The organism is Candidatus Rhodoblastus alkanivorans, assembly GCF_022760755.1.
GTDB lineage: Bacteria > Pseudomonadota > Alphaproteobacteria > Rhizobiales > Beijerinckiaceae > Rhodoblastus > Rhodoblastus alkanivorans.
Window position 1 is genome coordinate 1535788 of the sequence record NZ_JAIVFP010000001.1, and the last position, 24032, is coordinate 1559819.

General features: G+C 64.1%; 24 protein-coding genes. 15 read left to right on the top strand and 9 right to left on the bottom strand.

Translation table 11 applies throughout. The annotated features are described in order from the left end of the window. Positions 1-41: 41 nt before the first annotated feature. The 5 genes from K2U94_RS07090 (at position 42) to cdd (ending at position 6349) form a co-directional block, all read left to right on the top strand. Positions 42-1196 carry an efflux RND transporter periplasmic adaptor subunit gene (locus tag K2U94_RS07090; RefSeq protein ID WP_243066534.1) on the top strand — a complete coding sequence of 385 codons (1155 nt, stop codon included), beginning with the start codon at positions 42-44 and terminating at the stop codon, positions 1194-1196. Between the two features lie 4 nt (positions 1197-1200). Then, complete coding sequence (locus tag K2U94_RS07095; protein ID WP_243066535.1) at positions 1201-4356, top strand: efflux RND transporter permease subunit; 3156 nt, start codon at positions 1201-1203, stop codon at positions 4354-4356. A 117-nt stretch (positions 4357-4473) separates the two neighbouring features. After that, a complete protein-coding gene (locus K2U94_RS07100; RefSeq protein ID WP_243066536.1) occupies positions 4474-5001 on the top strand; it encodes a DUF1269 domain-containing protein in 528 nt (175 codons plus the stop codon). Between the two features lie 125 nt (positions 5002-5126). Next, positions 5127-5933 (top strand): hypothetical protein, encoded by an 807-nt coding sequence (locus K2U94_RS07105; protein WP_243066537.1) that lies wholly within the window; start codon positions 5127-5129, stop codon positions 5931-5933. A gap of 14 nt (positions 5934-5947) precedes the next feature. Next, entirely contained in the window at positions 5948-6349 is a 402-nt protein-coding gene (gene cdd, locus K2U94_RS07110) for a cytidine deaminase (RefSeq protein ID WP_243066538.1), read from the top strand. Here cdd and K2U94_RS07115 read toward each other — a convergent pair whose 3' ends face one another. Continuing rightward, a complete protein-coding gene (locus K2U94_RS07115) occupies positions 6350-7936 on the bottom strand; it encodes an OpgD/OpgG family glucan biosynthesis protein (RefSeq protein WP_243066539.1) in 1587 nt (528 codons plus the stop codon). 680 nt (positions 7937-8616) lie between these two features. On the opposite strand from K2U94_RS07115, the gene K2U94_RS07120 reads away from it, so the two are divergent. The 3 genes from K2U94_RS07120 to K2U94_RS07130 all read left to right on the top strand — a co-directional run bounded on the left by K2U94_RS07120 (position 8617) and on the right by K2U94_RS07130 (position 11996). After that, positions 8617-9759 carry a type III PLP-dependent enzyme gene (locus K2U94_RS07120; RefSeq protein WP_243066540.1) on the top strand — a complete coding sequence of 381 codons (1143 nt, stop codon included), beginning with the start codon at positions 8617-8619 and terminating at the stop codon, positions 9757-9759. A 116-nt stretch (positions 9760-9875) separates the two neighbouring features. After that, positions 9876-10439: a GNAT family N-acetyltransferase gene (locus K2U94_RS07125; protein ID WP_243066541.1), complete on the top strand. Its 564-nt coding sequence runs from the start codon at positions 9876-9878 to the stop codon at positions 10437-10439. Positions 10440-10562: 123 nt separating this feature from the next. Further along, positions 10563-11996: a homospermidine synthase gene (locus K2U94_RS07130; RefSeq protein WP_243066542.1), complete on the top strand. Its 1434-nt coding sequence runs from the start codon at positions 10563-10565 to the stop codon at positions 11994-11996. An 870-nt stretch (positions 11997-12866) separates the two neighbouring features. Here K2U94_RS07130 and K2U94_RS07135 read toward each other — a convergent pair. After that, positions 12867-13013 carry a hypothetical protein gene (locus K2U94_RS07135; protein WP_243066543.1) on the bottom strand — a complete coding sequence of 49 codons (147 nt, stop codon included), beginning with the start codon at positions 13011-13013 and terminating at the stop codon, positions 12867-12869. A 97-nt stretch (positions 13014-13110) separates the two neighbouring features. Next, positions 13111-13638, bottom strand: a complete 528-nt coding sequence (locus K2U94_RS07140) for a helix-turn-helix domain-containing protein (RefSeq protein WP_243066544.1) — start codon at positions 13636-13638, stop codon at positions 13111-13113. A gap of 253 nt (positions 13639-13891) precedes the next feature. On the opposite strand from K2U94_RS07140, the gene K2U94_RS07145 reads away from it, so the two are divergent. Beyond that, positions 13892-14386 (top strand): fasciclin domain-containing protein, encoded by a 495-nt coding sequence (locus K2U94_RS07145; protein ID WP_243066545.1) that lies wholly within the window; start codon positions 13892-13894, stop codon positions 14384-14386. A gap of 191 nt (positions 14387-14577) precedes the next feature. On the opposite strand, the gene K2U94_RS07150 is transcribed toward K2U94_RS07145, so the two are convergent. Beyond that, entirely contained in the window at positions 14578-15414 is an 837-nt protein-coding gene (locus K2U94_RS07150) for a DUF1194 domain-containing protein (RefSeq protein ID WP_243066546.1), read from the bottom strand. Positions 15415-15725: 311 nt separating this feature from the next. Between K2U94_RS07150 and K2U94_RS07155 the strand changes: the two genes are divergently transcribed. Continuing rightward, entirely contained in the window at positions 15726-15989 is a 264-nt protein-coding gene (locus tag K2U94_RS07155) for a hypothetical protein (protein WP_243066547.1), read from the top strand. A 90-nt stretch (positions 15990-16079) separates the two neighbouring features. Here K2U94_RS07155 and K2U94_RS07160 read toward each other — a convergent pair whose 3' ends face one another. Next, positions 16080-16721, bottom strand: a complete 642-nt coding sequence (locus K2U94_RS07160) for a DUF4336 domain-containing protein (protein ID WP_243066548.1) — start codon at positions 16719-16721, stop codon at positions 16080-16082. A 155-nt stretch (positions 16722-16876) separates the two neighbouring features. Here K2U94_RS07160 and K2U94_RS07165 point away from each other — a divergent pair, with 155 nt between their 5' ends. The 5 genes from K2U94_RS07165 (at position 16877) to K2U94_RS07185 (ending at position 21862) form a co-directional block, all read left to right on the top strand. After that, positions 16877-17533, top strand: a complete 657-nt coding sequence (locus K2U94_RS07165) for a DUF1007 family protein (RefSeq protein WP_336606154.1) — start codon at positions 16877-16879, stop codon at positions 17531-17533. Further along, positions 17530-18534, top strand: a complete 1005-nt coding sequence (locus K2U94_RS07170) for a nickel/cobalt transporter (protein ID WP_243066549.1) — start codon at positions 17530-17532, stop codon at positions 18532-18534. The genes K2U94_RS07165 and K2U94_RS07170 overlap by 4 nt, the downstream gene beginning before the upstream one ends. Positions 18535-18626: 92 nt before the next feature. Next, positions 18627-19655 carry a CBS domain-containing protein gene (locus K2U94_RS07175; RefSeq protein ID WP_243066550.1) on the top strand — a complete coding sequence of 343 codons (1029 nt, stop codon included), beginning with the start codon at positions 18627-18629 and terminating at the stop codon, positions 19653-19655. Positions 19656-19755: 100 nt separating this feature from the next. After that, positions 19756-21081, top strand: a complete 1326-nt coding sequence (locus K2U94_RS07180; RefSeq protein ID WP_243068825.1) for a dicarboxylate/amino acid:cation symporter — start codon at positions 19756-19758, stop codon at positions 21079-21081. Between the two features lie 112 nt (positions 21082-21193). Beyond that, positions 21194-21862 carry an O-methyltransferase gene (locus K2U94_RS07185; RefSeq protein WP_243066551.1) on the top strand — a complete coding sequence of 223 codons (669 nt, stop codon included), beginning with the start codon at positions 21194-21196 and terminating at the stop codon, positions 21860-21862. A 60-nt stretch (positions 21863-21922) separates the two neighbouring features. Here the strand turns inward: K2U94_RS07185 and pedF are convergent, their stop codons facing one another. The 4 genes from pedF to K2U94_RS07205 form a co-directional block, all read right to left on the bottom strand. Further along, the gene (gene pedF, locus K2U94_RS07190; protein WP_243066552.1) at positions 21923-22405 is read right to left on the bottom strand and encodes a cytochrome c-550 PedF; all 483 of its coding nucleotides are present in this window, start codon (positions 22403-22405) and stop codon (positions 21923-21925) included. A gap of 210 nt (positions 22406-22615) precedes the next feature. Beyond that, complete coding sequence (locus tag K2U94_RS07195) at positions 22616-23152, bottom strand: TspO/MBR family protein (protein WP_243066553.1); 537 nt, start codon at positions 23150-23152, stop codon at positions 22616-22618. Further along, a complete protein-coding gene (locus K2U94_RS07200; RefSeq protein WP_243066554.1) occupies positions 23149-23559 on the bottom strand; it encodes a GtrA family protein in 411 nt (136 codons plus the stop codon). Before K2U94_RS07200 ends, K2U94_RS07195 begins: the two co-directional genes overlap by 4 nt. Before the next feature lie 116 nt (positions 23560-23675). After that, on the bottom strand, positions 23676-24029 hold the full coding sequence (locus tag K2U94_RS07205; RefSeq protein WP_243066555.1) for a c-type cytochrome: 354 nt from the start codon (positions 24027-24029) through the stop codon (positions 23676-23678). Positions 24030-24032 lie beyond the last annotated feature (3 nt).

Here is a 24032-nt window from a genome sequence, read left to right on the forward strand (position 1 = left end):
CGTCCCGGGCGCACCAAAGATTTGACGGAGGAAGACGATCCATGGCTGCTTGTTCTTGCCTCATGAACGTTTCCTCCGCGTCGAGGGCGGGCGCGTTCGCCCTTGCGCTCGCCTTTCTCGCCTTTTCCGGCGCCGCCCAGGCCCAGGCCCAGGCCCAGGCCCAGGCCCAGGCCCAGGCGCCGGTGCGGGTCGGCGTCGTCCCGGCCGAAAAGAAGGAAGTCACCAAGGGCGCCGAATTTGTCGGCCGGGCGGACGCGGTCGAAAAGGTCGAAATCCGCGCGCGGGTGAAAGGCTATCTGCAGGCCGTCCTGTTCAAGGAAGGCCAGGCGGTCAAGGTCGGCGAGCCCTTGTTCGAGATCGAGCCCGACCTGTTCAAGGCCGATGTCGAACAGGCGCAGGGCGCGTTGGGGCGCGCCGAGGCCTCGAAGACGCTTGCGGAAATCCAGCTGAAGCGCGCCGAGGAGTTGCTCGCCAAACAGGCCGGCACGGCGGTGCAGCGCGACCAGGCGGCGGCCTCGGACAAGCAGGCCGGCGGCGCCGTGCTCAGCGCGCGCGCCAATCTCGACACCGCCAAGATCAATCTCGGTTATGCGTCGATCGTCTCGCCGATCAACGGCCGCATCGGCCTGACCAATGTGACGGCGGGTAATGTCGTCGGTCCGGACAGCGGCGTGCTGGCGACCATCGTCAGCGAAGACCCGATTTATGTGACCTTCCCGGTCAGCCAGCGCGAATTCATGCGGGTGACGGGCGACGCCAAGACCACACTGGACAATGCCGGCGCCACGCTGATCTTCGCCGACGGTTCGACTTATGCGCAGACCGGCAAGGTGGACTTCGTGGATGTCAAGGTCGATCGCTCGACCGACACCATCACCCTGCGCGCGGTTTTTCCCAATCCCGACGGGGTCCTGCGGGACGGCCAGCTCGTGCGCGTGCAATTGGCGAGCGACAAGCCTAAAGCTGAGATCGTCGTGCCGCAGGCCGCGCTGCTCGCCGACAAGGACGGCGTCTATGTCTTCGTCGTCGAGGACGGCAAGGCCATGGTGCGGCGGATCAAGACCGGCGTGGAAACCGGCAGCGACGTCGTCGCCGCGAGCGGCCTTTCGCAGGGCGACATGGTCATCGTCGAGGGCCTGAACAATGTCCGGCCGGGCGCCCCGGTCACCGCCTCTCCCGTCCAGAGCCGGAGCTGACGGCATGATCTCCGCCATTTTCGTTGATCGGCCGCGCCTCGCCATCGTCATCGCGATCGTCACGACCATCGCCGGCTTGCTGGCCCTGATGTCGATCCCGCTCGCGCAATATCCCGACATCGTGCCGCCGCAGGTTTCGGTGACGACCTTCTATCCCGGCGCCAGCGCCAAGGTGGTCGAGTCCACAGTCGCCCAGCCGATCGAGGCCCAGGTCGTCGGCGTCGACAAGGCGATCTATATGAAGAGCGTGAGCGGCGACGACGGCAGCTACACGCTCACAGTGTCCTTCGAGCTTGGGACCAATCCCGACATCAACGCGGTCAATGTCAACAATCGCGTCCAGATCGCCTTGGCGCAGCTGCCGCCGGAGGTCCAGAAACAGGGCGTCGTCGTCAAGAAGAAATCCTCGGCCCTGCTCGGCGTGATCGCCGTCTATTCGCCCAAGGGCACGCGGAATCCGCTCTTTCTGTCGAATTTCGTCACCATCAACCTGCTCGACCAGATCAGGAGCACGCCGGGCGTCGGCGACGCCACATTGTGGGGTCCGCAGGATTACGCCATGCGCGTGTGGGTCCATACCGACCGCCTGACCGGCCTCGGCCTCACCACCGCCGACGTCATCAACGCCATCCAGGGGCAGAACGTCCAGGCCGCGGTGGGGCGCATCGGCGCGCGGCCGGTGAACAACGACCAGCAGCTTCAACTCAATATCCAGACCAAGGGCCGGCTGACCTCGGTCGAGGATTTCGAGAACATCATCATCCGCACCCAGCCCGACGGCTCGATCCTGCGGCTGAAGGACATCGCCCGGGTCGAGCTCGGCGCCGCCAATCTCGACCGCGACACTTATCTCAACGGCGCGCCCGCCGCGGCCATCGCCATTTATCAAACGCCGGGGGCCAACGCCCTGACCACGCTTGTCGCGGTGAAGAAGCAGATCACGGCGCTCGAAAAGACTTTTCCGGACGACGTCGCCTGGAAGGTCACTTATGATCCGACGGTTTTCGTGACCGACACCATTCACGAAGTGCAGAAGACGCTGATCGAGGCCTTCGTGCTGGTCGTGATCGTCGTCTTCCTGTTCCTCGGCAGCGTACGGGCGACGCTGATCCCGACGCTCGCCGTGCCCGTCAGCCTGATCGGCGCCTTCATCGCGCTGAAAGCGGTCGGCTATTCGGCCAATACGGTGTCGCTGCTCGCGGTGGTGCTCGCCATCGGCATCGTGGTGGACGACGCCATCGTCGTGGTTGAAAACGTCGAGCGCGTGATGGAGGAAAATCCGGACATGACGCCCGCCGAGGCCACCAAGAAGGCCATGGCGGAGATCACCGCGCCGATCATCGCCATTACTCTGGTTCTGATGTCCGTCTTCGTCCCGGTCGCCTTCATTCCCGGCATTTCCGGCGAATTGTTCCGCCAGTTCGCGGTGACCGTCTCGGTGGCCATGCTGCTGTCGGCTATCAACGCCCTCACCCTGTCGCCCGCGCTGTGCGGCGTGCTGCTGAAGCGCCATCATGGTCCGCGCAGAGGCGTCGTCGGCTGGGTCATGCGCGCGATCGACTGGGTCCGCGACCGCTATGGCGCCGTCGTCGGCCGGCTGGTGCGGGTTTCGATCGTCGGCCTCTTGATGGTCGCGGTCGCCAGCGCCGGGGTCTGGGCGCTCGCCAAGAAGACGCCGACCGGCTTCCTGCCCGAGGACGACCAGGGCGCCTTTTTCGTCGTCGCCCAATTGCCCGGCGGCGCCTCGCTGTCGCGCACCAATGACGTCGTGCGCCAGGCCGAGACGATATTGAAAGGGGAGGAAACGGTCGCGGATTACACTTCGGTCGTCGGCCTCAATTTCATCGATTCCTATTCGCAGCCCAACGCCGCCTTCATCGTGGTCACATTGAAGCCGTTCGAGGAGCGCAAGGGGCGTGAAGAATCCGCCTCGGCGCTCATCAAGCGGCTCGGCCAGAAATTCGCCGGCATCGCCGGCGGCACGGTGGTCGCTTTGGCTCCGCCGCCAATCATCGGCCTCGGCACCGGCGGCGGCTTCACTTACGTCGTCAAGGAAAACGCGGGCTCCGATCCCAAGGCTCTGGCGCAGGCCCTGCGCGGCCTGACCATCGCCGCCAATCAGGATCCCAGGCTCAACCGCGTCTTCACCACTTTCTCGGCGAGCAATCCGTCGATCTATCTCGATATCGACCGCGACAAGGCGCAGATTCTCGGCGTCCCGCTCAACACCGTGTTCCAGTCGCTCCAGGCCTCGCTCGGCGGCTATTTCGTCAACAATATGAACATGTTCGGGCGTACCTGGCAGGTCCAGGTCCAAGCCGAGGCTTCAGATCGCGACAGCGTGGACGACATTTACCGGATCAATGTCCGCTCAAACGACGGCAAGATGATCCCGCTGCGCAGCCTTGCCGAAATCAAACCCGTGGTCGGTCCGCCGGCGATCATCCGTTACAACAATCGCACCGCGGCCACGGTGCAGGGCGGGCCGGCGGCGGGCGTCTCCTCCGGACAGGCGCTGGCGGCGATGGAGGCGGTCGCGGCCAAGACCCTTCCCGCCGGCTATTCCGGCGAATGGACCGACACCGCCTTCCAGGAGAAGCGGGCGGAAGGCAAGACCGCGATCATTCTCGGCTTTGCGATTCTATTCGCCTATCTGTTCCTCGTCGGCCTTTACGAGAGCTGGACCATTCCGGTCCCGGTCCTGCTCTCGGTGTCGATCGGCGTGTTCGGCTCCTTCCTCTTCATCCTGCTTGGCGGCCTGACGCTCGATCTCTACGGACAGATCGGCATGGTCGTGCTGATCGGCCTCGCGGCGAAAAACGGCATTCTCATCGTCGAATTCGCCAAGGAGCAGCGCGAGCGCGGCGTGGAGCTGCTGGAAGCCGCGACCGAAGGCGCGCGCCTGCGCTTCCGTCCGGTCATGATGACCTCGCTCGCCTTCATCCTCGGCCTTTATCCGCTGGTGGTCGCCAGCGGCGCCTCTCAGCTCGCGCGGAAAAATGTCGGCACGCCGGTGTTTGGCGGCATGATCCTGGCGTCAGTGGTCGGCATTTTCGCGATCCCGCCGCTTTATGTGGCGTTCCAGGCCCTGCGCGAGCGGTTCCGGCCGGGCGCGCGTCCCAAGGAGGGGCCGCAGGGGCAGGGCGCAGCGAAGGTTTGAGCGCGGCGGCGCCGTCATCCGAGCGTCGTCTTTATCGGGGCGTCGTGCTGGGCGGGAACATTGGCTGATTCCGCACGGTTCTTCGCTGGAAGGCGGCGGAATGGGAAGGAGCAGAACATGAGCGATCTGGTTTTCATCGCCTTTGACAGCGAGCAGAAGGCGGAAGAAGTGCGCGACCGCATCCTCGGCATGCAGCGCGAATATCTCATCGACATCGGCGACGCGGTGATCGCGGTGCGCGACGACAAGGGTCGGATCAAGCTGAACCAGCTGATGAACACCACCGCCGCCGGCGCGGCTTCCGGCGCGCTCTGGGGCGCCCTCATCGGTCTTCTCTTCATGATGCCGCTCGCGGGCGCGGCGGTCGGCGCCGCCGGCGGCGCGCTCGGCGGCGCGGTGACCGATATAGGGATCAATGACGAGGACATGAAGCGCCAGGCCAATGAGGCGCTGAAGCCCGGCATGGCCGGACTGTTCCTCCTTATCCGTAAAATGACCACCGACAAGGTGCTCGAAGACCTCAAGGGCGTCGGCGGCACAGTGATTCGGACCTCGTTCGATCATGCCCTCGAAGACAAGCTGCGCGCGTCGCTCGACGCGCCGGCGCCGGCGGCTCCGGCCCCAACGGAAACGCCTTCGGCCTGATCTTTGACGATCCGTCGAATTTATCGCGCGCGAAACGGGCAAATGTTCGTTTCGCGCCATTCTTTTCCGGCGCTTGCCGGGCAATCTGACCCTTCGTCAATATTATCGGGCGCGCGGGCGGCCGCATGAGGCTAAGGCGTATTGGTCGGATCAGGGTCGCGGTGGTCGCGCCGGCCCTTTTTTGGGCCGCGCCGGTATGGGCGGGGGCCTGGACCCCGGATCAGGGCCATGGCGAGATCATCGTCACGACCTTTTTCGATGACGCCAATCAAGCCTACGATCAGGCCGGCCGTTTCACCCCGACGCCGCTTTACCGCAGCGGCCAGGCCAATATCTACGTCGCCTATGGCGTGACCGACTGGCTGACCGCGATCCTGCGTCCCGGCGTGCAAAGCTCATCGGTCGCCCCGCCCGAGAACCAGCGCTACACCGGCGTCGGCGACAGCGAAATCGCGGCCCAGGCGCGGGTCTGGCGCGACGATTCGACCGTGATTTCGGTGCTGGCGGGCGTGCGCGCGCTGACCAGCGGCGGCGCGACCGACGGCTGGCTGCAGGGGCCGAACCGGCCGGAATATGATTTCCGCCTGCTGCTGGGCCATAATGTCGGCCTGTGGGGCTTTTCCGGTTTCGTCGATTTTTCGGCCGGCTATCGGCTGGTTGGCGGAATCGAGCCCAATGAAGGGCATTTCGACGCGACTTTCGGCCTTTACCTGACCCGGGACCTGCTTGTCATGGCGCAAAGTTTCAATACGATCTCCGGAGCGTCGGGCAATCCGCAGGCGCCGCAATGGGCGCAGGCCAAGGCGCAGTTCAGCCTCGTCTATCGGCTCAATCCGGAATGGCGGGCGCAGGCGGGCGGATTCGTGACGGTCGCGGGCCAGAACGCCTATCGCGAGAATGGCGTGCTGCTCGGCCTGTGGCGCCAGTTTTGAGCGCGTGAGGGAATATGCCGGGCATCGACGAATTGTTCGCGCAGGCCAAGGCGGCGCAGGCGCGGGCTTACGCGCCTTATTCGCGCTTTCCCGTCGGCGCGGCGCTACGGACGGCGAGCGGCGCGGTCTTCGTCGGCTGCAATTTGGAAAACGCCGCATATCCGCTTGGAATCTGCGCCGAGACTTCGGCGATTGCGGCGATGATCTCCGCCGGCGAAAGGCGGATCGCGGAAATTCTGGTGCTCGGGCCGGGGCCTGGGCGGATCGCGCCCTGCGGCGCCTGCCGCCAGCGCATTGCGGAATTCGGCGCCGGCGCGCTGGTCCATCTCGCCGACGCCAGGGGCGAGGTCGAAACGCTCGCCCTGGCCGATCTGCTGCCCCGGGCCTTCGGCCCCGACGCCTTCAAGGGCGAGTGATCATTCCGCGATCCACGGCTCAAGCCAGGTTTCGGTCAGCTTTTTCGGCCCGGCGTGGAGGAAGGCGCTGATATTGGTCGATTGTCCCGGCTCGACCTGAACATCGACGAAGGCGCGGAAGCCTTTGATATGCGGGTTGGGCATGAGAATGGTGCGGGTCACCTTGCCCAGGGAGGCCGAGGCGTTGATCTGCACGGTGCTGGGATCCTGGGCGTAAAAGGCCAGGTCGCCGCCGGCGAAGTCAACGATGAAGCGGCGCGAGCCGACATCGACGGTTTCGTTGGAGCCAAGCGCCTTGGGCCAGGTCTTCCAGGTGTTGACCACGCGGCCGGCGGGCGAAAGATCGGCGGCCTCCAGTAAAGCGCGGATCCGATAGGAATAAGAGAAAGGCTTGCCCGAGGGCGGCGGCGTGGTCGGGGTCCAATAGGCGACGATATTGTCGGCGGTCTCGTCCTTGGTCGCGAGTTCGAGCAGTTCGATCCGCCCTTCGCCCCAGTCGCCATGCGGTTCGACGAAATAGGTCGGGCGAATCTCATATAGGAGTTCGAGATCCTGATAATGGTCGAAATTGCGGTCGCGCTGGACGAGGCCGAAGCCCTTGATATGGTCCTGCGGGAAGGTGGACATGGCCATGACCCGTGGCGCGCGCAGCGGCCGCCAGATCCATTCGCCGGTCGCCGTGTGCATCAGGAGCCCGTCCGAATCGTGCAGCTCGGGGCGCCAGTCGTCGGAGGGCTTGCCGCTGTTGCGGTCCTCGCCGAGGAAGAACATCGAGGTGAGCGGCGCGAGGCCGAATTTCACATTGTCGCGGCGGGGGAAGATGGTGGCGGCGACCTCCATCACGCTTTCGTCGCCAGGCGTGAGTTCGAACTGATAGGCGCCGGTGACCGAGGCGCTGTCGAGCAAAGCGAAGATGGTCGCCTTTTCGGGCTGCTTGGCCGAGGTCTCGATCCAGAATTCGCGAAAATAGGGAAATTCCTCGTCGTCGCCGCCGGTATTGACGGCAAGGCCGCGCGCGGAAAGCCCATAGGACTGGCCCCGGCCGAGGAAACGGAAATAAGTGGCGCCGAGAAAGGACACCAGCTCATCCTGGCCGTGGGGCGAATTCAGCGGATAATGCAGGCGGAAGCCGGCGAAGCCGAGATTGACCGGGAGATTCTTCTCGAACTTGGCGCGGCCATAGTCGAACAGGCTGGTGGAAAAGGGGATCGGCGTGGCGATGCCGTCGCGGATCGTGTTCACCACCACCGGGCGCTTGTAGATGAAGCCGGGATGGAACAATTGCAGGCGGTAGGGGCCTGAGGTGATCGGCGATTTCTCGGGCTTGAAGCGGATGTCGCGATAGGCGTCGAAATCGAGCCTGTTCAAAGCCTCGGGCAATTTCGGCATGGCCGCGTCATAGGGCGCGGCGGCGAGATCGCGGGCGCGCTTCACGACGTCGTCGAAGCCGAAACGCGGCGCCGGAGGCCGCCCGCCCGCCGCGCCGGAGGGTTCAGCCGCTGCTGGCGACAGGGCGCGCGGGGCGAGCGCGGCGGCGCCCGAGAGCGCGAAAGCGTTGAGCAGGAAACGGCGGTCGATCTGGGGCATGAATCTCAGTCCACGGGCGGGCGCGCCTTGGGCCGGCGTCGGGCGGGCCTGCGCTACGATCCAAGGAACTAGCCGCGATTTGCGGCCTTCGCAAGACGTCCCCGCGGCGCCCCGTGCGGCGGGACGAAGCACGGGCGCCACGGGGCGCGAAAAATGCCAAGGTTACGAATTTTTTCACTTGCGTTTCAGGGACAAGTTCATATGTATGGTCTTGCCCAAATCGCACGTGCCTGTGGTCGTGTGTCGGTTGGCGAGACTCCGGACAAGAGGCCGGAGGAACGCCTGAAAATCAAACCGGCAGCCGGAGGCGAACCGGCGAACCCCGTCTGAACGGGGGATCGCGACTTAAAGCAACGACGGACCGGGCTTTTTCGTCTCTGTCGGCCCTCCAAAGGCCGGCTTACCGAAGAGGCTTGTCTTTCTTGCCGGGCGTGCGGAACGGGGTCACCCATTCCAATCGAAGGCCGCTAAAAACTTGGTAGGCGCACCGCCTTCCGGGCTTTTCGCGTCCACGGCGCAGCACCCGACCGCCACGCGACGCATTGCGCGCCGCTGAAACGGTCCTGGACGGCGTTGTCATCTGGATCTCGCGTCTCCATCGCGCGAGAGCGGACAGCTGGCGCTCGTCCTTCCGAAGCTTTGTTGTTCGGCGGGAAGCCGCCCTTCGAAGGGATGCCGCGATGACCGATCGTATCCTCGAATTCCTCCGCCACCGCCGCGAAAAGGGGCTGGATTCCGGCCCTTGCCTCGTCGTCGATCTCGATGTCGTGCGCGACAATTACAACGCCTTCGCCAAGGCGCTGCCGGACACCCGCGTGTTCTATGCCGTCAAGGCCAATCCGGCCCTGGAAGTGCTGTCGCTGCTCGCCGATCTCGGCTCCTGCTTCGACTGCGCCTCGGTGGTCGAGATCGAGCAGGCGCTCGCCGCCGGCGCAGCTCCCGACCGCGTCTCCTTCGGCAATACGATCAAGAAGGAGCGCGACATTGCGCGCGCTTTCGCGCTCGGCGTCCGGCTGTTCGCGGTCGATTGCGACGCGGAGGTCGAAAAGGTCGCGCGCGCCGCGCCCGGCGCCAAGGTCTTCTGCCGCATGCTGTGCGACGGCGTCGGCGCCGAATGGCCCTTGTCGCGCAAATTCGGCTGCGCGCCGGACATGGCGCCGCGCGTTCTGGAGCACGCCCATCGTCTTGGCCTGGAGGCCTATGGCCTGTCCTTCCATGTCGGCTCGCAGCAGCGCAATCCGCGCATGTGGAACGGCGCGCTCAAAGCGGCCGCGGGCGTGTTCCGTGAACTGGCCGAGCGGGGCATCGTCCTGCAGATGGTCAATCTCGGCGGCGGCTTCCCGACCCGCTATCTCAAGCGGGTGTCGAGCGTGCGGACCTATGGCGACGCCATCTTCCGGGCGCTGCGACGACATTTCGGCAACCAGATCCCGGAGACGATCATTGAGCCGGGACGCGGCATGGTCGGCGACGCCGGCATGATCGAGGCGGAAGTCGTGCTGATTTCCAAAAAGTCGGACGACGACGAGTTGAAGTGGGTCTATCTCGACATCGGCAAGTTCAATGGTCTGGCCGAAACCATGGACGAGATGATCCGCTATCCGATCCGCACCGATTACGATGCGGACCCGCGCGAGCCTTGCGTCCTGGCCGGTCCGACCTGCGATTCGGTGGATGTGCTCTATGAAAAGGAGCCCTATCCGCTGCCGATCAGTCTCGAAATCGGCGCCAAAGTGCTGATCGAGGGGACAGGCGCCTATACCACGACCTATTCCGCGGTCGGTTTCAACGGTTTCCCGCCGTTGCAGTCCTTCGTGATCTAAGTTCGGTTCTCAGTTTCCCGTCAACATCGCCGCCTTTCGCAAGAAAGGCGGCGGCCTCCTCACCCCGCGCCGGCTTGGTTCCGGCCGCGGCTTTTTGCGACCTTGTGGAGGTCCTCATGAACCAGACCCTCTCGGCCCCCGCCGCCGGCGAAGCCATCATCCGCGAAGAATCCGCCAGGGATTTCCTCGCCCGCGAAGCCCTGCTCGATCGCGCCTTCGGCCTCAACCGCTGGCGCAAGACCTGCGAACGGCTGCGCGAAGGCCGTCTGCCCGCGCCGGGCCTCGCCTTTACCGCGATTAACAACGGCGTGCTGGTCGGCACGCTCCGCTTCTGGTTGATCGAAGCCGGCGAAGGGCATGACGCTTTGCTGCTCGGCCCGATCGCGGTCAGCGCCTCGCGGCGGTCGAAGGGCCTCGGCGGCCGGATGATCCGCCTCGGCCTGGAGCGCGCCCGGGAGCTGGGCCACGGGGCGGTGCTGCTCGTCGGCGACGCGCCCTATTACCAGCGCTTCGGCTTTTCGCGCGCCGGCGCGGAAAACCTCGACCTGCCTGGCCCCGTGGAGATCGCCCGCTTCCTCGCGCTGGAGCTTAAGCCCGGCGCGCTCGCTGGCGCGCAGGGACTGGTCCGGGCGACCGGCGCCTTCGCTGCGACCGAGGCCGAGCGACGCCTCGCGGCGTAACCTTCGTCAAACCGTCACATCTCATGTCAAAATACGGCCTCGCGCAAGCGGGGCCGCTTGACCTTGTCCGGCGTCTCGGCCAGTAAACCGCCCAATTCCCGCCCACCCGAGAAGGATGACATCATGACTGACTGGCCCATTCACGGCCGCATTTCCGGCCCGATCGTGATGATTGGCTTCGGCTCCATCGGCAAGGGCGCGCTGCCGCTGATCGAGCGGCATTTCGAGTTCGACCATAACCGCCTCGTCGTGATCGACCCAATCGACGTCGATCGCGAAATCGCGGAAAGCCGCGGCTATGAATTCATCAAATCCGCCGTCACCAAGCACAATTACCGCGACCTGCTGGTTCCGCTGCTGACGCGCGGCGGCGGCCAGGGCTTCTGCGTCAATCTGTCGGTGGATACGTCCTCGCTGGCGATCATGGAGCTGTGCCGCGAGATCGGCGCGCTTTACGTCGACACGGTGATCGAGCCCTGGGCCGGCTTTTACTTCGACAAGCATCTCGGCCCGGAAAGCCGCTCGAACTACGCCCTGCGCGAGACCGTACTAGAATCGCGCCGCAAGAACCCCGGCGGGACGACCGCCATTTCCACCTGCGGGGCCAATCCCGGCATGGTGTCCTGGTTCGTGAAGCAGGCTTTGGTCAATCTCGCCGCCGATCTCGGCGACAAGGCGCCGGAGCCGAAAACCCGCGAGGAATGGGCGGCGCTCGCCCACCGCCTCGGCGTCAAGGGCGTGCATATCGCCGAACGCGACACCCAGCGCGCCAGGGACCCCAAGCCGCGCGGCGTCTTCGTCAACACCTGGTCGGTGGAAGGTTTTGTTTCGGAAGGCATGCAGCCGGCCGAACTCGGCTGGGGCACCCACGAGACCTGGATGCCGGAAAACGGCCGCACCCACAAATTCGGCTGCGGCGCCGCGATCTATCTGCTGCAGCCGGGCGCCAACACAAGGGTGCGCAGCTGGACCCCGACGCCGGGGCCGCAATATGGCTTCCTGGTCACCCACAACGAGTCGATCTCGATCGCCGATTATTACACCGTGCGCAACGACAAGGGCGAGGCGGTCTATCGCCCGACCTGCCATTACGCCTATCACCCGGCCGACGACGCCGTGTTGTCGCTGCATGAAATGTTCGGCGCCGGCGGCAAGGTGCAGGAAAAGAACCATATCCTGGACGAGCACGAGATCGTGGACGGCATCGACGAACTGGGCGTGCTGCTGTTCGGCCACGCCAAGGGCGCCTATTGGTACGGCTCGCAGCTCTCGATCGAGGAGACGCGCGACCTGTGCCCCTATCAGAACGCCACCGGCCTTCAGGTGTCCTCGGCGGTGCTGGCGGGCATGGTCTATGCGCTGGAAAACCCGGAAGCCGGCATTCTTGAGGCCGACGAACTGGACTACAAGCGCTGCCTCGAAATCCAGCGCCCCTATCTCGGCCCGGTGGTCGGCGTCTATACCGACTGGACCCCGCTGCAAGACCGCCCCGGCTTCTTCCCCGAGGACATCGACGAAAGCGACCCCTGGCAGTTCCGCAACATTCTGGTGCGCTAATCAGAAGGACCGGCGCCCCTTCTCCCCTTGCGGGAGAAGGTGGCGCGAAGCGCCGGATGAGGGGGCCGTGGGCTGGCCCCAACGTCGTCGATCGCCTCGGTGATTGGCGGCGCGCGGCTCTCCGGCCTGAACCAGATTCGGGGGGCGTTTTACCCGCAAACCCAAACGTATCCGATGGGGCTTGCCCTCCAACAGGCGCCTACCCCATAGGCCCACCACCGTCCGCGATAGAAGCGTCGTCCAGTGCCGTACCATACGCCGCCGTAATAGCGTCCGCCGACCCGATACGCCCTTCGGGCTCCGGCGCGATATGCCCCTCGGGCTCCGGCGCGATAGCCGCCGCGATAGCCAGGACGCGCGCCATATCCTGCCCGCATGCCGCCGCCGCGAACGCCATAACCGCGGTGCGCCACGCCACCGCCGCGATGGAAGCCGCCAGCGCCGCCGTGGAAGCCTCCGCGTCCGCCGCCTCCGCCTCCGCGTCCGCCCCGCACCAGTTCCAATTGCGGCGCCGGGGTGGTGGCGCCTATGTCGGTAGCGGAGACCGGAAGGGCCAGGGCGGGATTGAAGTCCGCGAAAGCCAGCGCGAACGCGAAAGCATACGAAGCGAGCCGTTTCATGAGCATTTTGAGCCTCCCAATGTTGCTTCGTCTTAACAACTGAGCACGGCTGCGATTCGTTTCAATCGCCTGAGTTTTTTTGAAGTTTCGGCGTTTGCTGTCCGAGCCGCCGCCGTCGCAAAGCCAAGAAGTCGGGAGGCCGACAGCGCGCTGCCGGACTCTCATTTTTGTCCTATGCAGGTGACTAATTTTCAGGCGCGGCGAGTGAGTTCAAGAGTTTCACCTAGGCGCACGCGCGGTTCTTATTCGCTCAGGTCTTCTTTTTGAACAGATTATCTACTGGGTCTTCTTTTCCCTGTGATTTCTGATAGGCGGATGGAAATCGTTTGTTGGCGTGAGCTTGATCCGCCTTCGGCTTTTTGGCCTCTTTATTTCCTCTGACTTGACCCTTAGCCATCGTTCCCTCCCATTGTCACGCTTTGTGCGACAGGCGCCCTGATCGCTGCCGTTGCGACATGCTGGCGGAGCGCATTTTGCCGATATTCGTGCCTGCCCTAACTCGAAATGGTGATTATAAGGCGTTGGTCACAGCCCACGCTCTCCCAAAAAAGCGCGATTTCGTCAGTCATGCATGAACACAATCCCGCGTTCGCGACAGCAGAGGTGGGCGCGCCGCTCTTTGGGCTCTTCGCGTCCCAGAGCCGCAAGGCTTCGCGAAAAAAATGCAGGTCCGCCTGCTGACGGCCGATGATCCGTTCGAGTTCGGCGATCCGGGCTTGTGCGCGGCCCAACTCGTCCATCGGTTTCGCTTCGACGTCGGGCGGAGCTGAGGACGACGCGGCGTCGGACGAGGCGGCGCCCGGCGTCGAAGCCGACTTCCGCTTGCGGTCCGGCTTCGGGCCTCGCTTCTGGTTCAATCCGGCGGCCCCCAGCGTGCGATACGCCGCACGCCATTCATATATCGACTTGCGAAGAACGCCGATCTCCTTCGCAACCGCAGAAAGTCGTTCTCCAGCCTCGACCCGCTGAACAATCTGGACCTTTAATTCCGTCGAAAGACGGCTTTGAACTCGGTCTGACACCATGACCTCCTCTGGAGGCGTGTCACCGAATTATCTCGTGTCCCACTTTTGGGGGCCACTCCAGTATCATGTCACCTTAACTGCATGCCACCGTAACTGTGGGCTCATCGATCGAGCAATGAATGCTCGACGGCCCTTGCTGCGGCGCTTGCAGTTAACGGCAACTCTGACACCAATGCGATCGATTTGCCCGAAATGATCCAATCACTCGGACCAACCGTATACTTGCTGTTGGATGACAAAGGAGGAAGTCATGTCACTATCGGCAAGCAAGATCTTCGCGACCTTGGCCGGCGCCTTGGCGCTCGGTTTCGTCGCAATACAAGGACCTGCAAAAGCCGCAGATATTGTTGACACGGCCGCATCGGCGGGCTCATTCAATACTCTGGTCACGGCTGTGAAGGCGGCCGGCCTGGTGGACACCCTCAAATCGCCAGGGCCATTCACGGTTTTCGCGCCGACGGATGAAGCCTTCAAGAAACTCCCGAAAGGCACTGTCGAGAGCCTGCTCAAGCCAGAGAACAAGGCTAAACTCGTGAAGATCCTTACCTATCACGTTGTGCGTGGCAAGATTCCCTCAAGCGAGGTTGTCGGCAAACGTCCCTCCGTGAAGACCGTCGAAGGACAAAAGTTGCATATCGACGGGCGCCACGGCGTGAAAGTCAACCGCGCGCATGTCGTCAAGGCGGATGTTGAAGCCGACAACGGCGTGATCCACGCGATCGACAAGGTGCTGATTCCGCGATGAAACGATCTTGCGGTCGGTCCCGGCGCAACGTTCTCGACAAAGCCGAGATCGACCGCTGTGCGGTGGTTGCGACATGATAGGCATTCCCCAAATCAAAAAGAGGCAGAACCGACTGATCAGGGGTTTGCAGAGGATTGACATACGTCCCGCGAGCGGCAGCTGGGGACCGACCGCCTACCGTGGTGACCAGATCAGCGCGATCCAGCGGCGCCCAGCTGGGCGAAATGCGCGTGAACCGCTGGCGCGGCGCTGATTTCGAGGGCGAATTTTTCCTTGATGGCGCGGTCAAAATCGCCATAGCCCTTGGCCGGAAGCAGAAAGGCGCCGGCGCCGCCGATCACATATTTGCGATACCAGGGCTCCAGAATCTTGGGCGCGAAAGTGCGCGGCTGAAACGGCCGGCCGGGCGCACGGAAGGCCCCGCCTCCGAGCGGCTCATTGGGGTCGCCTTCATTGATGGGCAGACCGTTGATCGTCATGCCGGTCGCCGTGAGCGCGTCGCGCATGCGCGCGGTCGCGGGGTCCTCGTCGCAATTGTCGACGCCGTCGCCGGAAACGTCCATCACCACGCGTTCCGCCTTCACGGGCAAGGTCGGCAGAATCAGGTCGGAAACGTAGCGCATCATATGCGCGACGCAGGTAAATTCGCCCGCCGGACGCTGCGTTCGCCGCACGCGCGCCGCGACGGCGAAAGCGTCGTCGCGCGAGGCGATGCGCGTCCACGGAATGGCCGTCGCAACTCGTTCCGACCATTCGACCATGGTGAACATCATGCTGGCCCGAGGTCCGCTCAGCATGGCGGCGATGACCTCGGGGTCCTCAAGCGCCTTGGCGATGCCGTCCATCTGAAGCGCGAAGCGGCCCTGGTCGACCGAGCCCGACACATCGACGGAGACGATCAGCGCGGTATCGACCGGCGCCGCGCCGGGCGCGTCCTTGTCGGCGCTTCGGGCCGCCGCATGGCCCACTCCTTGGCCCGCCGCGATCAAAATCATGCCGGCAAGCAGAAGGCGGAAAATCGGCGGCAAGGAAATCTCCTCGGAACCAAAGGGGAAATCGTCCGGCTGGGCGGGAGCGACGGCGGATCCAATATGTGCCGACGCGCCCTTTCCCGCAACTTCGGGAACGATGGCGCCAGGGCCGCGTCCGCCGACGCGGCGGAGATTTTCCGGGGAGCCGCCGTTACGGAGCGGCGATCGGAATTCGTCAATTGCGGCGGGCGTCAATCCGGCCGGCGGAATCGGCCGGTCCGGGCTAAGACGTTGGCGTCGTCGCGCCGGCAAGGCTTCCGCGCTGCGCATAATTTCAATCTGTGGTTGTAAAACCATGTGTAAAACCGATGAAAAAGCGCGCGATTTTTGCAAATTCCGACCATTTTCATGCAAAAACGCATCGATTTCCACCAACTGCAACCATCCAGTTGTATGCGCGCCGCCCGCCGCAAACGGTTATGCAGCGCGCCAAAGCTGGTCGAGCGCGCGGATTTTTTACCTTGCCCGTCACGAGAAACTATCGCGTCAGAACAAAAAGTTATGGGAAGACTCGCTTCTGGTCGCCCAAAAGCGACCGCGGCGCGGCGGTTTATCGCGGACGTTTCACATGAAACAAAGCAGGAACAAAATCCGCGGCGCGAACCGGATTTTTCCTGTCGAATCGATTTCCACCCCCGCCGAACGGCGACAGCGACGGGCCTTCACATCAGCCACGAAAATCCGCGCCGCACAAAGGCCGCGCCATCCTTTTCGGCGCAATCGCCGTGGGCGATGACGACCTTCTCAATCGGCCAGTCGAGAATGCGCCTGAGCGATTCCCGCGCGAGGCGGCGGCGCAGGAAGGAGGCGCGCCATTCGCGCGGGGCGCCGAAATTCGGCGCGACAATGCCGTCGAGCCGCGCCACGAAGCCGCGCCATCTCTTGAACCAGCCGGGCGGGAAATTCTCGATCAGATCAGCGAAAATCGCGGTTTTGCTGGCGCGATGGAAAAACACCGCTTCCGTCATGACAAAACTGCCGCGCAAAAAAACCTGGTCGATGTCGGCGGCCCACAGCGGGTCCGGCGCGTCGCCAAGTTCGGCGTCAAAGGCGAGGACCTTGCGCCGTCCCTTGAGCCCCGGCGAGGCGAACAGGCGCGCCGCGGGAAAAGCCGCCTTCCACTCGCCGAGATAAAGGTGGTGGAGCAGATTGGGCGAAACCAGGCAGGCGACCGGGCCAAGGGACTCGACCTGCGCTTTCAATGCCGTGGTCAGTTCGATTGGCGACCACACGAACAGGCGGCCGTCGGCGAGCCGGATCGCGACCATGCGCGTCGGGTAATGAAAGCCGCCAATGAATGGCACGACGGGACCCTCGCCGACCTAAAGATTTGGCGCGAATTCGCTAAGAGGAGCTCTCATCCCGTCATCGCCTCCGCGTCACAATGCCGCCCGCCTCGTTTTCGCCAGACTTGCGGGTTTGGAGTAGGACAAGCGCGCAGGTCCGCCGGAGCGATTCTTTGATAGATAAGCAAAAAGTTTTGACGGGGGCATGGCTGTTTCTGGCGGTTATGGTCTCGTCATCGGCTCCGGCTTCAGCCCATCCCCATGTCTGGGTCACCGCCCGCGAGCAAATCCTGTTCGGGCCGGGCGGCAAGATCGTCGGCTTCCGCCATGTCTGGACCTTCGACGAAATGTATTCCGCCTTCGCGACCCAGGGCCTGGGCAAGAACGGCAGGCCGCCGACCAGGGAGGAACTCGCGCCTCTCGCCAAGACCAATGTCGAATCTCTGAAGGATTTCGAATATTTCACCGTCGCCAAAACCGGTCCAGCCTATCACAAATTCGGCCCGCCCAAGGATTACGAGCTGACCGCCGACGCCAAGAAGATTGTGACCCTGAGCTTCACCTTGCCGCTCAAGGAGCCGGTTTCGGCGAAAAAGCCTTTCGTCTTCATGGTTTACGACCCGACCTATTTCGTCGATTTCGAACTGGCCAAGGACAATCCGGTCACCATGAAGGACGCGCCGTCCGGCTGTTCGCTGACCACGATGCGGCCGGACCCGCTCACCGAAACCGACACCAAAAAGCTCAATGAGAGCTTCTTTTCCGGTCTCTCGCCGGGAACCGATTTCGGCGTCAAGCTGGCGACGCGCTCGATTGTGGCCTGCCCATGAAGCGGATCGGACTCTCCCTCTTCCTGCTGGCGCTGTTCTGCGGCCAGGCCGCCGCGCAATTCGCCCATTTCGGGCGCGGCAATCCGTTCTCGCTCGGCGTCAACGAAGGCTCGGTCGGCGAGGTCGGCCGGGTCGGCCTGTGGCTGCTGGAGGAGCAGGCGCGCTTTTTCAACGCCCTGCGGCTGGCGGTGGAGGCGGCGCAGGCCAATCCTTGGGCGGTCTTTTGGCTTGCCGCGGTCTCCTTCGCCTACGGGATATTTCACGCCGCCGGACCCGGCCATGGCAAGGCGGTGATCACGAGCTATATGCTCGCCAATGAAAGGGCCTTGCGGCGCGGCGTGGTCCTCGCCGGTCTGGCTGCTCTGCTGCAGGCGGTGGTCGCCATCGCCATCGTCGGGATCGCCTCGATCATCCTGGGCGCGACGGCGCGCAAGATGATCGCGACGACCCATGCCGTCGAGGTCGCGTCCTATGTCTTCATCGCCGCCCTCGGGCTCTGGCTGGTGTGGCGCAAGGGCGGAAGCCTCTATGCCGCCCTGCGCGCGCCGCCGCTTCCCGTCGCGACCCGTTTTCGCTGCGAGTCCGGAGCGGAGGAGGGCGCGCGGCAGGGGCTGCACGGCCAGGATTGCGCCTGTATCGCGCCCGACCCGAGCCAGCTCGGCGACGGCTTTTCCTGGCGTCAGGGCGTCATGACGGTGGTCGCCGCCGGATCGCGTCCCTGTTCCGGCGCGCTTCTGGTGCTCGTCTTCGCCGCCGCGCAGAGCGTGTTCATGATCGGGGTGTGGGCGACCTTCGCCATGGCGGTGGGCACGGCGCTGACCACGGCCGGGCTTGCCGGCGGCGCCGTCCTGTTCAAGGGCGCGGCGCGCGCAATGCTCGGAGCCCGGCGCCGGCGCGCCGAAATTTTCGGCCGGCTGCTCGAGGTCGGCGCGGCCTGCGTCGTCCTCGCCGTCGGGGTCGTGATGCTCGCGGGCGTCATTGCGACGGGCGGCGCGATTTAATCCTGGCCTTAAACGCGGGAGCCATCGCCCGCAAATTCAGGCGCGTTTCATAATTTGCGCCTATAATGGCTGGCGTATTTCAGGGGGGCGTCATGTTGGATATCGTCGGCTCCAGCGGTGAAAAACGCGCGCGCGACGTCATGACCAGTCCGGTGTCCGGAGTCGGCCCTGACGAATCGGCGCGCGCGGCGGCCGAGACGATGCTGCGCCTCGGCGTCAGCGGCCTGCCGGTGCTAGACCCGCAGGGGCGCCCGCTGGGCGTGGTCAGCGAAGGCGATTTCCGCTTCGCCGATTCCGCCATGCATAAGAAACTGCGCGAAGATTGGGTGAACCTGCTGGCCGGCGGCCAGGACATGGCCGCGAATTATCTCGACGCGCTGGAGCGCGAGGCCGACAAAGTGCGCCAGATCATGGCCAAGCCGGCTCTCTGCGTCGATGAGGACGCCAGCGTCGCGGACGTCGCCGATCTGATGAGCGCCCATCGGGTGAAGCGCATTTTTGTCCTGCGCGACGGGATCGTGGTCGGAGTCGTCACCCGCGCCGACCTGTTGCGTTTATTCGCCCCCGAGGAGCGCCCGCAGGCGCGCCCGGTGACGCCCGAGGTCTTCGACGCCGCGCGCCAGCGGGCCCAGGCCAGGCTGAAGAAGCTGAAAGCCGAGAAGGCGCCGCCGCCCGAGCCGGAAATCCCGGCGGGCGGCGTCACGGCGGCGGAGCTGAAGGCGATGGTGGGCGAGTTCGAGCGCGCCAAGGCGCAGGTGCAGCACGACGCGATCCGCCAGGCGCATGAAAAGCGCGGCGAACTGGTGAAGGAATTATTGACCGCGCGCTATGACGACAAGGAGATGGCTCAGCTCATGATGCTGGCGCGCGAGGCGGCGCGGCGCGGCGAAACCGGCGTCGTGGCCCTGACCTTCCCGGCCGCGCTCTGCGACGACGGCGGCCGCGCCATCAACCTGCCCGATCGCGACTGGCCGGCGAGCCTGCGCGGCAAGGCGGCGGATTTCTTTCTGCGCTGGGATAAGGAATTGCGGCCTTTGGGTTTCGCCCTTTCGGCGCGCATCGCGAATTTCCCTGACGGCTTTCCCGGCGACGCCGAATTGACTCTGGTCTGGGGAAGCTGAGAAAAATCCTTGCGCTCGCCATGGCGGGGCGTTGAATGGGCGCGAGGAGAGCGCCCCGATGAATGTGAGCGAAGCCGTCCCGTCGTCCCTGCCGGTCAATATGAGCGACGCGGCCGAGCCGCCCGGGAAAAAGCCGCTCTATCGCCAGCTCTATGTCCAGGTCCTGTTCGCCATTTTGCTCGGCGTCGTGGTTGGCGTGGCCTTCCCGAAATTTGCGACGGAGCCGGGGGTCAAGGCTCTGGGCGACGGCTTCATCAAGCTGATCAAGATGGTGATAGCGCCGATCATCTTCTGCACTGTCTCGACCGGCATCGCTCATATCCAGGACGCCAGGAAGGTCGGGCGGGTCGGCGTCAAGGCTCTGGTCTATTTCGAGGTCGTCTCGACCTTCGCGCTCGTCATCGGCCTCGTCATCGGCAATGTCGTACAGCCGGGCGCGGGCTTCGGCGGCCATGCCGACGCCGCGGCGGTCGTCAAATACGCCAATTCGTCGGCGCATCGCTCGACCGTCGAATTCCTGCTCGACATCATTCCCGATTCGGTCGTCGGCGCCTTCGCCAAAGGCGATATTCTCCAGGTTCTGCTGTTCTCGATTCTGATGGGCTTCGCCATGATGGCGATGGGGGAGCGCAGCGCGCCCCTGCGCCGCCTGATCGACGATGTGGCCCATGCGGTGTTCGGCGTCATCGGCATCGTCATGCGCGCCGCGCCTTTCGGCGCCTTCGGCGCCATGGCTTATACGGTCGGCAAATTTGGCCCGACCGTGCTCGGCAGCCTGCTCGGCCTGATCGCGACCTTTTATTTCGCCTCGGCGGTTTTCATCTTCGTCGTTCTCGGCCTGATTGCACGGGCGGTCGGCTTCAACATTTTCAAATTCCTCGTCTATATCAAGGACGAGCTGCTGATCGTGCTCGGCACGTCGTCCTCCGAGAGCGCGCTGCCGCAATTGATGGCCAAGCTCGAAAAGCTCGGCTGCTCGCGATCGGTGGTCGGTCTGGTCGTGCCGACCGGCTATTCGTTCAATCTCGACGGCACCAATATCTATATGACGCTGGCGACCCTGTTCATCGCCCAGGCGCTGAACATTCCCCTCGACCTCAAACACCAGCTCATCATCGTCGTCGTCGCCATGCTGACCTCCAAGGGGGCCTCGGGCGTCACCGGCGCCGGCTTCATCACCCTCGCGGCGACGCTCGCCGCCGTCGACCCGCGCCTTGTGCCCGGCATGGCCATCGTGTTCAGCATCGACAAATTCATGAGCGAAAATCGCGCGTTGACCAATATCATCGGCAATGGCGTGGCGACCGTGGCAGTCTCGGCCTGGGAGGGCGAACTCGATCGCGCCAGGCTCAATGCCGCGCTCTCGGGCGCGTCCGATTCGGAAGACATTCTGAAAGAAGCGGAGCGGGAGGAATTCGCCGGATGATTTTTCGTCCTTCGACTTCGGCGCGCCGAGGCCATTTCCGCCCCGCGCCTTTTTCCTCGACAAGGGAAGCCTCGTAGCGGTTAAATCGCGCCGCTGGAACGGGGCAGGTGACATGACGGAAAAGGATTGGACGGCGGTTGACGCCTATATTATCGAAAAACTGTCGCCGCCCGACGCGGCGCTCGACGGGGCGCTGAAGCGCAATCGCGACGCGGGCCTGCCGTCGATCGACGTTTCCCCGGCGCAGGGCAAGCTGCTTCATTTGCTCGCGCGGCTCGCTGGCGCCCGCAGGATTCTCGAAATCGGCACGCTCGGCGGCTATTCCACCATCTGGCTCGCCCGCGCCCTGCCGGATGACGGCAAGATCGTCACGCTCGAATATTCGCCCGCCCATGCGGCGGTGGCCCGCGAGAATATTCAGGCCGCGGGGCAGGGAGCGAAACTCGACCTGCGCGTCGGCCCTGCTTTGGAGTCCCTGCCTTTGCTTGAAAAGGAGGGCGCGGTTTTTGATTTCGTCTTTATCGACGCCGACAAACGCAACAATCCCGACTATCTGCAATGGGCGCTTCGCCTCGCCCGGGTCGGGGCGGCCATCGTCGTCGACAATGTGGTGCGCGAGGGCAGGGTGCTCGATGCGGCGAGCGACGATCTCGACATCGTCGGCACGCGAAAATTCTTCGATCAGGCCGGCGCCGAGAAAAAATTGACCGCCACCGCAATCCAGACCGTCGGCGCCAAGGGCTGGGACGGTTTTGCGATCGGCCTGGTCGAAAAGGCCTGATGAACCCGCGGAACGGCCGCGGCGCTCATGCGCCGGCGGCCGCGCCTGTTTGCCGACGGTTCAGTTCGTCTTGGCTTCGTCGGCGGTGCGCTTGTCGAGATAGGCCTTGATCGCCCAGACGGCTTCCTGGGTGAAGACGCTACTGTAGCTGGGCATGGTCACCCGGCCCTCGCTGTTCTTGTGGCCCTCGAGCACGACGCCCTTGAAATAATCGTCGCTGTCCTTGAAGCAGGAGGCCTTTTCCTCCGCGGAGGTCTCGGTCACGCAGTCCTTGGCGATCTGCAGCAGATCGGGGGCCATGCCGCCGGCTTCGGCGTTCAGGCCATGGCACGCGGCGCAATTGTGATAATAGCCGACCGAGCCGATGGCGATCGCCTTGGCGTTGCCGCGATAGGGATTGGAATCGACCCAGGTCTTGCCGAGCGGCGGCAGCCCGGTCGTGTCCACGGGGTGCGGCGTCACGTCGCCATGGGCCATAACCTCGACAGAAGCCAGCAACAGGAAACCGGCGGCCAGCCCGGCCGCCCCCGTGATTTTACGCATAATGAAAGCTCCCCTGGCGATCGATCCCCGACGCCCGTTCTCCGTAAGCCAAGATCTATTCCGATACGCGCGCGACGGCGGCGATGTTGCGCTGCAATCGCCGCCGTCGCGCTGTCTGAATTTGGCCTCAATTGCGGTGAAATTGCGGGGACGTGCGGTCTAAGTACCTGTCATTTAGAACAATTTACACGCAGGAATCAGGGCTTTCGTTCAGCCGTTGAGTCGCCAGACGGCTAAATTCAGCACCGCCGCATAGCCGACCCACAAAGCGAGCGGCAGCAGGCACAGGCCGGCGAGACGGTCGAGGCGCCAGAACAGGATCGTCGTGGCGACGACCAATATTTCCTGCGGGATGATGTCGATCAGCCCGAGCAGGGGGCTGTGGGCGGCGAAAAAGGCGTAGCTCCAGATGACGTTGAGCGCGAGCTGGGCGAGAAAGACGCCGATGGCGAGGCTGCGGGCCTTCTGCTTCGGCTGGATCAGGATGCGCCAGAAGGCCAAAGCCATGAGGGCGTAGAGCAGGGTCCAGACGGGTCCGAACACGGCGTTGGGCGGGGTGAAAGAGGGCTTCGCCAGCCCCTCGTACCAGGGCGTGATATTGGGGATCGTCGCAAGCTGGCCGAGCAGCGAATCGAAAAAGACGAGGCCGACGGCAATGACGGCGGCGCGGCGCGGGGCCATGCCGGGAGCCGGATCGTGAGCCGGGCCGGAGCCGGGCGGCGGCAGAGTTTCGGGAGACGCTGTCAATGGCGGGTTCCGATCGCGGGACAGGCGCTCTGCGGCCGGAAGGTCCATTGGCGGTTGGCGCCGAAATTCCAGAACATCACCAGCCCGGTGGTGACCATTTGCGCCGGCAGATAGGGCGCATGCCATTCGACGACGAACAGGCGCATCAGGCCCCAGGTCAGAAAAAAGCCGACCGCCGACACGGTGAAGAAGCGCCATCCGGCTTCGACATGGGCGCGGTCGCTGGCGAAAGTGTGCCGGCGGTTGAGGACATAGGAGACGAGGCCGCCCAGGCAGAAGCCGCAGAGCGTGGCGGGGATGACGCGCCAATGCGCCAGCTCCTTGAGGGAGATCAAAACGGAATAATGAGTCGCCGTCGCGATCGAGCCGACGATGAAGAAGGAGGAAAACTGACGGCGGAGCGACATCGGGCGGTTCCGGCTGAGCAGGAATTCCGAAAAGTGGTGGCCAATTTTCGGACAAAAATCCTGCTAATTCAAATGAAGCTGAGCATGCATTCGTTGGTTCGCCAACGAATGCATGCTCAGCGTGGCGGCAAATGGGCGAAATAGGCGGCGAGGGCGCGCATTTCCTCGTCGGTCAGGTTGCGGCTCATATAGGTCATTTCCTTGTGCGCTCGCCGCCGGCTGTGGAAGGCGCGCAACTGATTGTAGAGATAGGCCTCGTTCTGCCCGGCGAGATTGGGAACTTCCGCGTCATGGGCGATGCCGTCGACGCCATGGCAGGCGGCGCAAGTCGCGACCATCGAGCCTTTGCCGACGGTCAGCTCACGCCCGCCGACGCCTTGCGCATGCGCCGGGACGCCTGCCGCAAGGGCGAGCAGAGCGACGAGAGCTGCGCGGCAGGAACCGTTCCAGGGGCATTTCTGTTTTGTCATTGT

What these genes read in the sequence shown, in the direction of transcription:
- K2U94_RS07090 (WP_243066534.1), top strand. Translation starts at nt 42, where the DNA reads ATGGCTGCTTGTTCTTGCCTCATGAACGTTTCCTCCGCGTCGAGGGCG.
- K2U94_RS07095 (WP_243066535.1), top strand. Translation starts at nt 1,201, where the DNA reads ATGATCTCCGCCATTTTCGTTGATCGGCCGCGCCTCGCCATCGTCATC.
- K2U94_RS07100 (WP_243066536.1), top strand. Translation starts at nt 4,474, where the DNA reads ATGAGCGATCTGGTTTTCATCGCCTTTGACAGCGAGCAGAAGGCGGAA.
- K2U94_RS07105 (WP_243066537.1), top strand. Translation starts at nt 5,127, where the DNA reads ATGAGGCTAAGGCGTATTGGTCGGATCAGGGTCGCGGTGGTCGCGCCG.
- cdd (WP_243066538.1), top strand. Translation starts at nt 5,948, where the DNA reads ATGCCGGGCATCGACGAATTGTTCGCGCAGGCCAAGGCGGCGCAGGCG.
- K2U94_RS07115 (WP_243066539.1), bottom strand. Translation starts at nt 7,936, where the DNA reads ATGCCCCAGATCGACCGCCGTTTCCTGCTCAACGCTTTCGCGCTCTCG.
- K2U94_RS07120 (WP_243066540.1), top strand. Translation starts at nt 8,617, where the DNA reads ATGACCGATCGTATCCTCGAATTCCTCCGCCACCGCCGCGAAAAGGGG.
- K2U94_RS07125 (WP_243066541.1), top strand. Translation starts at nt 9,876, where the DNA reads ATGAACCAGACCCTCTCGGCCCCCGCCGCCGGCGAAGCCATCATCCGC.
- K2U94_RS07130 (WP_243066542.1), top strand. Translation starts at nt 10,563, where the DNA reads ATGACTGACTGGCCCATTCACGGCCGCATTTCCGGCCCGATCGTGATG.
- K2U94_RS07135 (WP_243066543.1), bottom strand. Translation starts at nt 13,013, where the DNA reads ATGGCTAAGGGTCAAGTCAGAGGAAATAAAGAGGCCAAAAAGCCGAAG.
- K2U94_RS07145 (WP_243066545.1), top strand. Translation starts at nt 13,892, where the DNA reads ATGTCACTATCGGCAAGCAAGATCTTCGCGACCTTGGCCGGCGCCTTG.
- K2U94_RS07155 (WP_243066547.1), top strand. Translation starts at nt 15,726, where the DNA reads ATGAAAAAGCGCGCGATTTTTGCAAATTCCGACCATTTTCATGCAAAA.
- K2U94_RS07170 (WP_243066549.1), top strand. Translation starts at nt 17,530, where the DNA reads ATGAAGCGGATCGGACTCTCCCTCTTCCTGCTGGCGCTGTTCTGCGGC.
- K2U94_RS07175 (WP_243066550.1), top strand. Translation starts at nt 18,627, where the DNA reads ATGTTGGATATCGTCGGCTCCAGCGGTGAAAAACGCGCGCGCGACGTC.
- K2U94_RS07180 (WP_243068825.1), top strand. Translation starts at nt 19,756, where the DNA reads ATGAGCGACGCGGCCGAGCCGCCCGGGAAAAAGCCGCTCTATCGCCAG.
- K2U94_RS07185 (WP_243066551.1), top strand. Translation starts at nt 21,194, where the DNA reads ATGACGGAAAAGGATTGGACGGCGGTTGACGCCTATATTATCGAAAAA.
- pedF (WP_243066552.1), bottom strand. Translation starts at nt 22,405, where the DNA reads ATGCGTAAAATCACGGGGGCGGCCGGGCTGGCCGCCGGTTTCCTGTTG.
- K2U94_RS07200 (WP_243066554.1), bottom strand. Translation starts at nt 23,559, where the DNA reads ATGTCGCTCCGCCGTCAGTTTTCCTCCTTCTTCATCGTCGGCTCGATC.
- K2U94_RS07205 (WP_243066555.1), bottom strand. Translation starts at nt 24,029, where the DNA reads ATGACAAAACAGAAATGCCCCTGGAACGGTTCCTGCCGCGCAGCTCTC.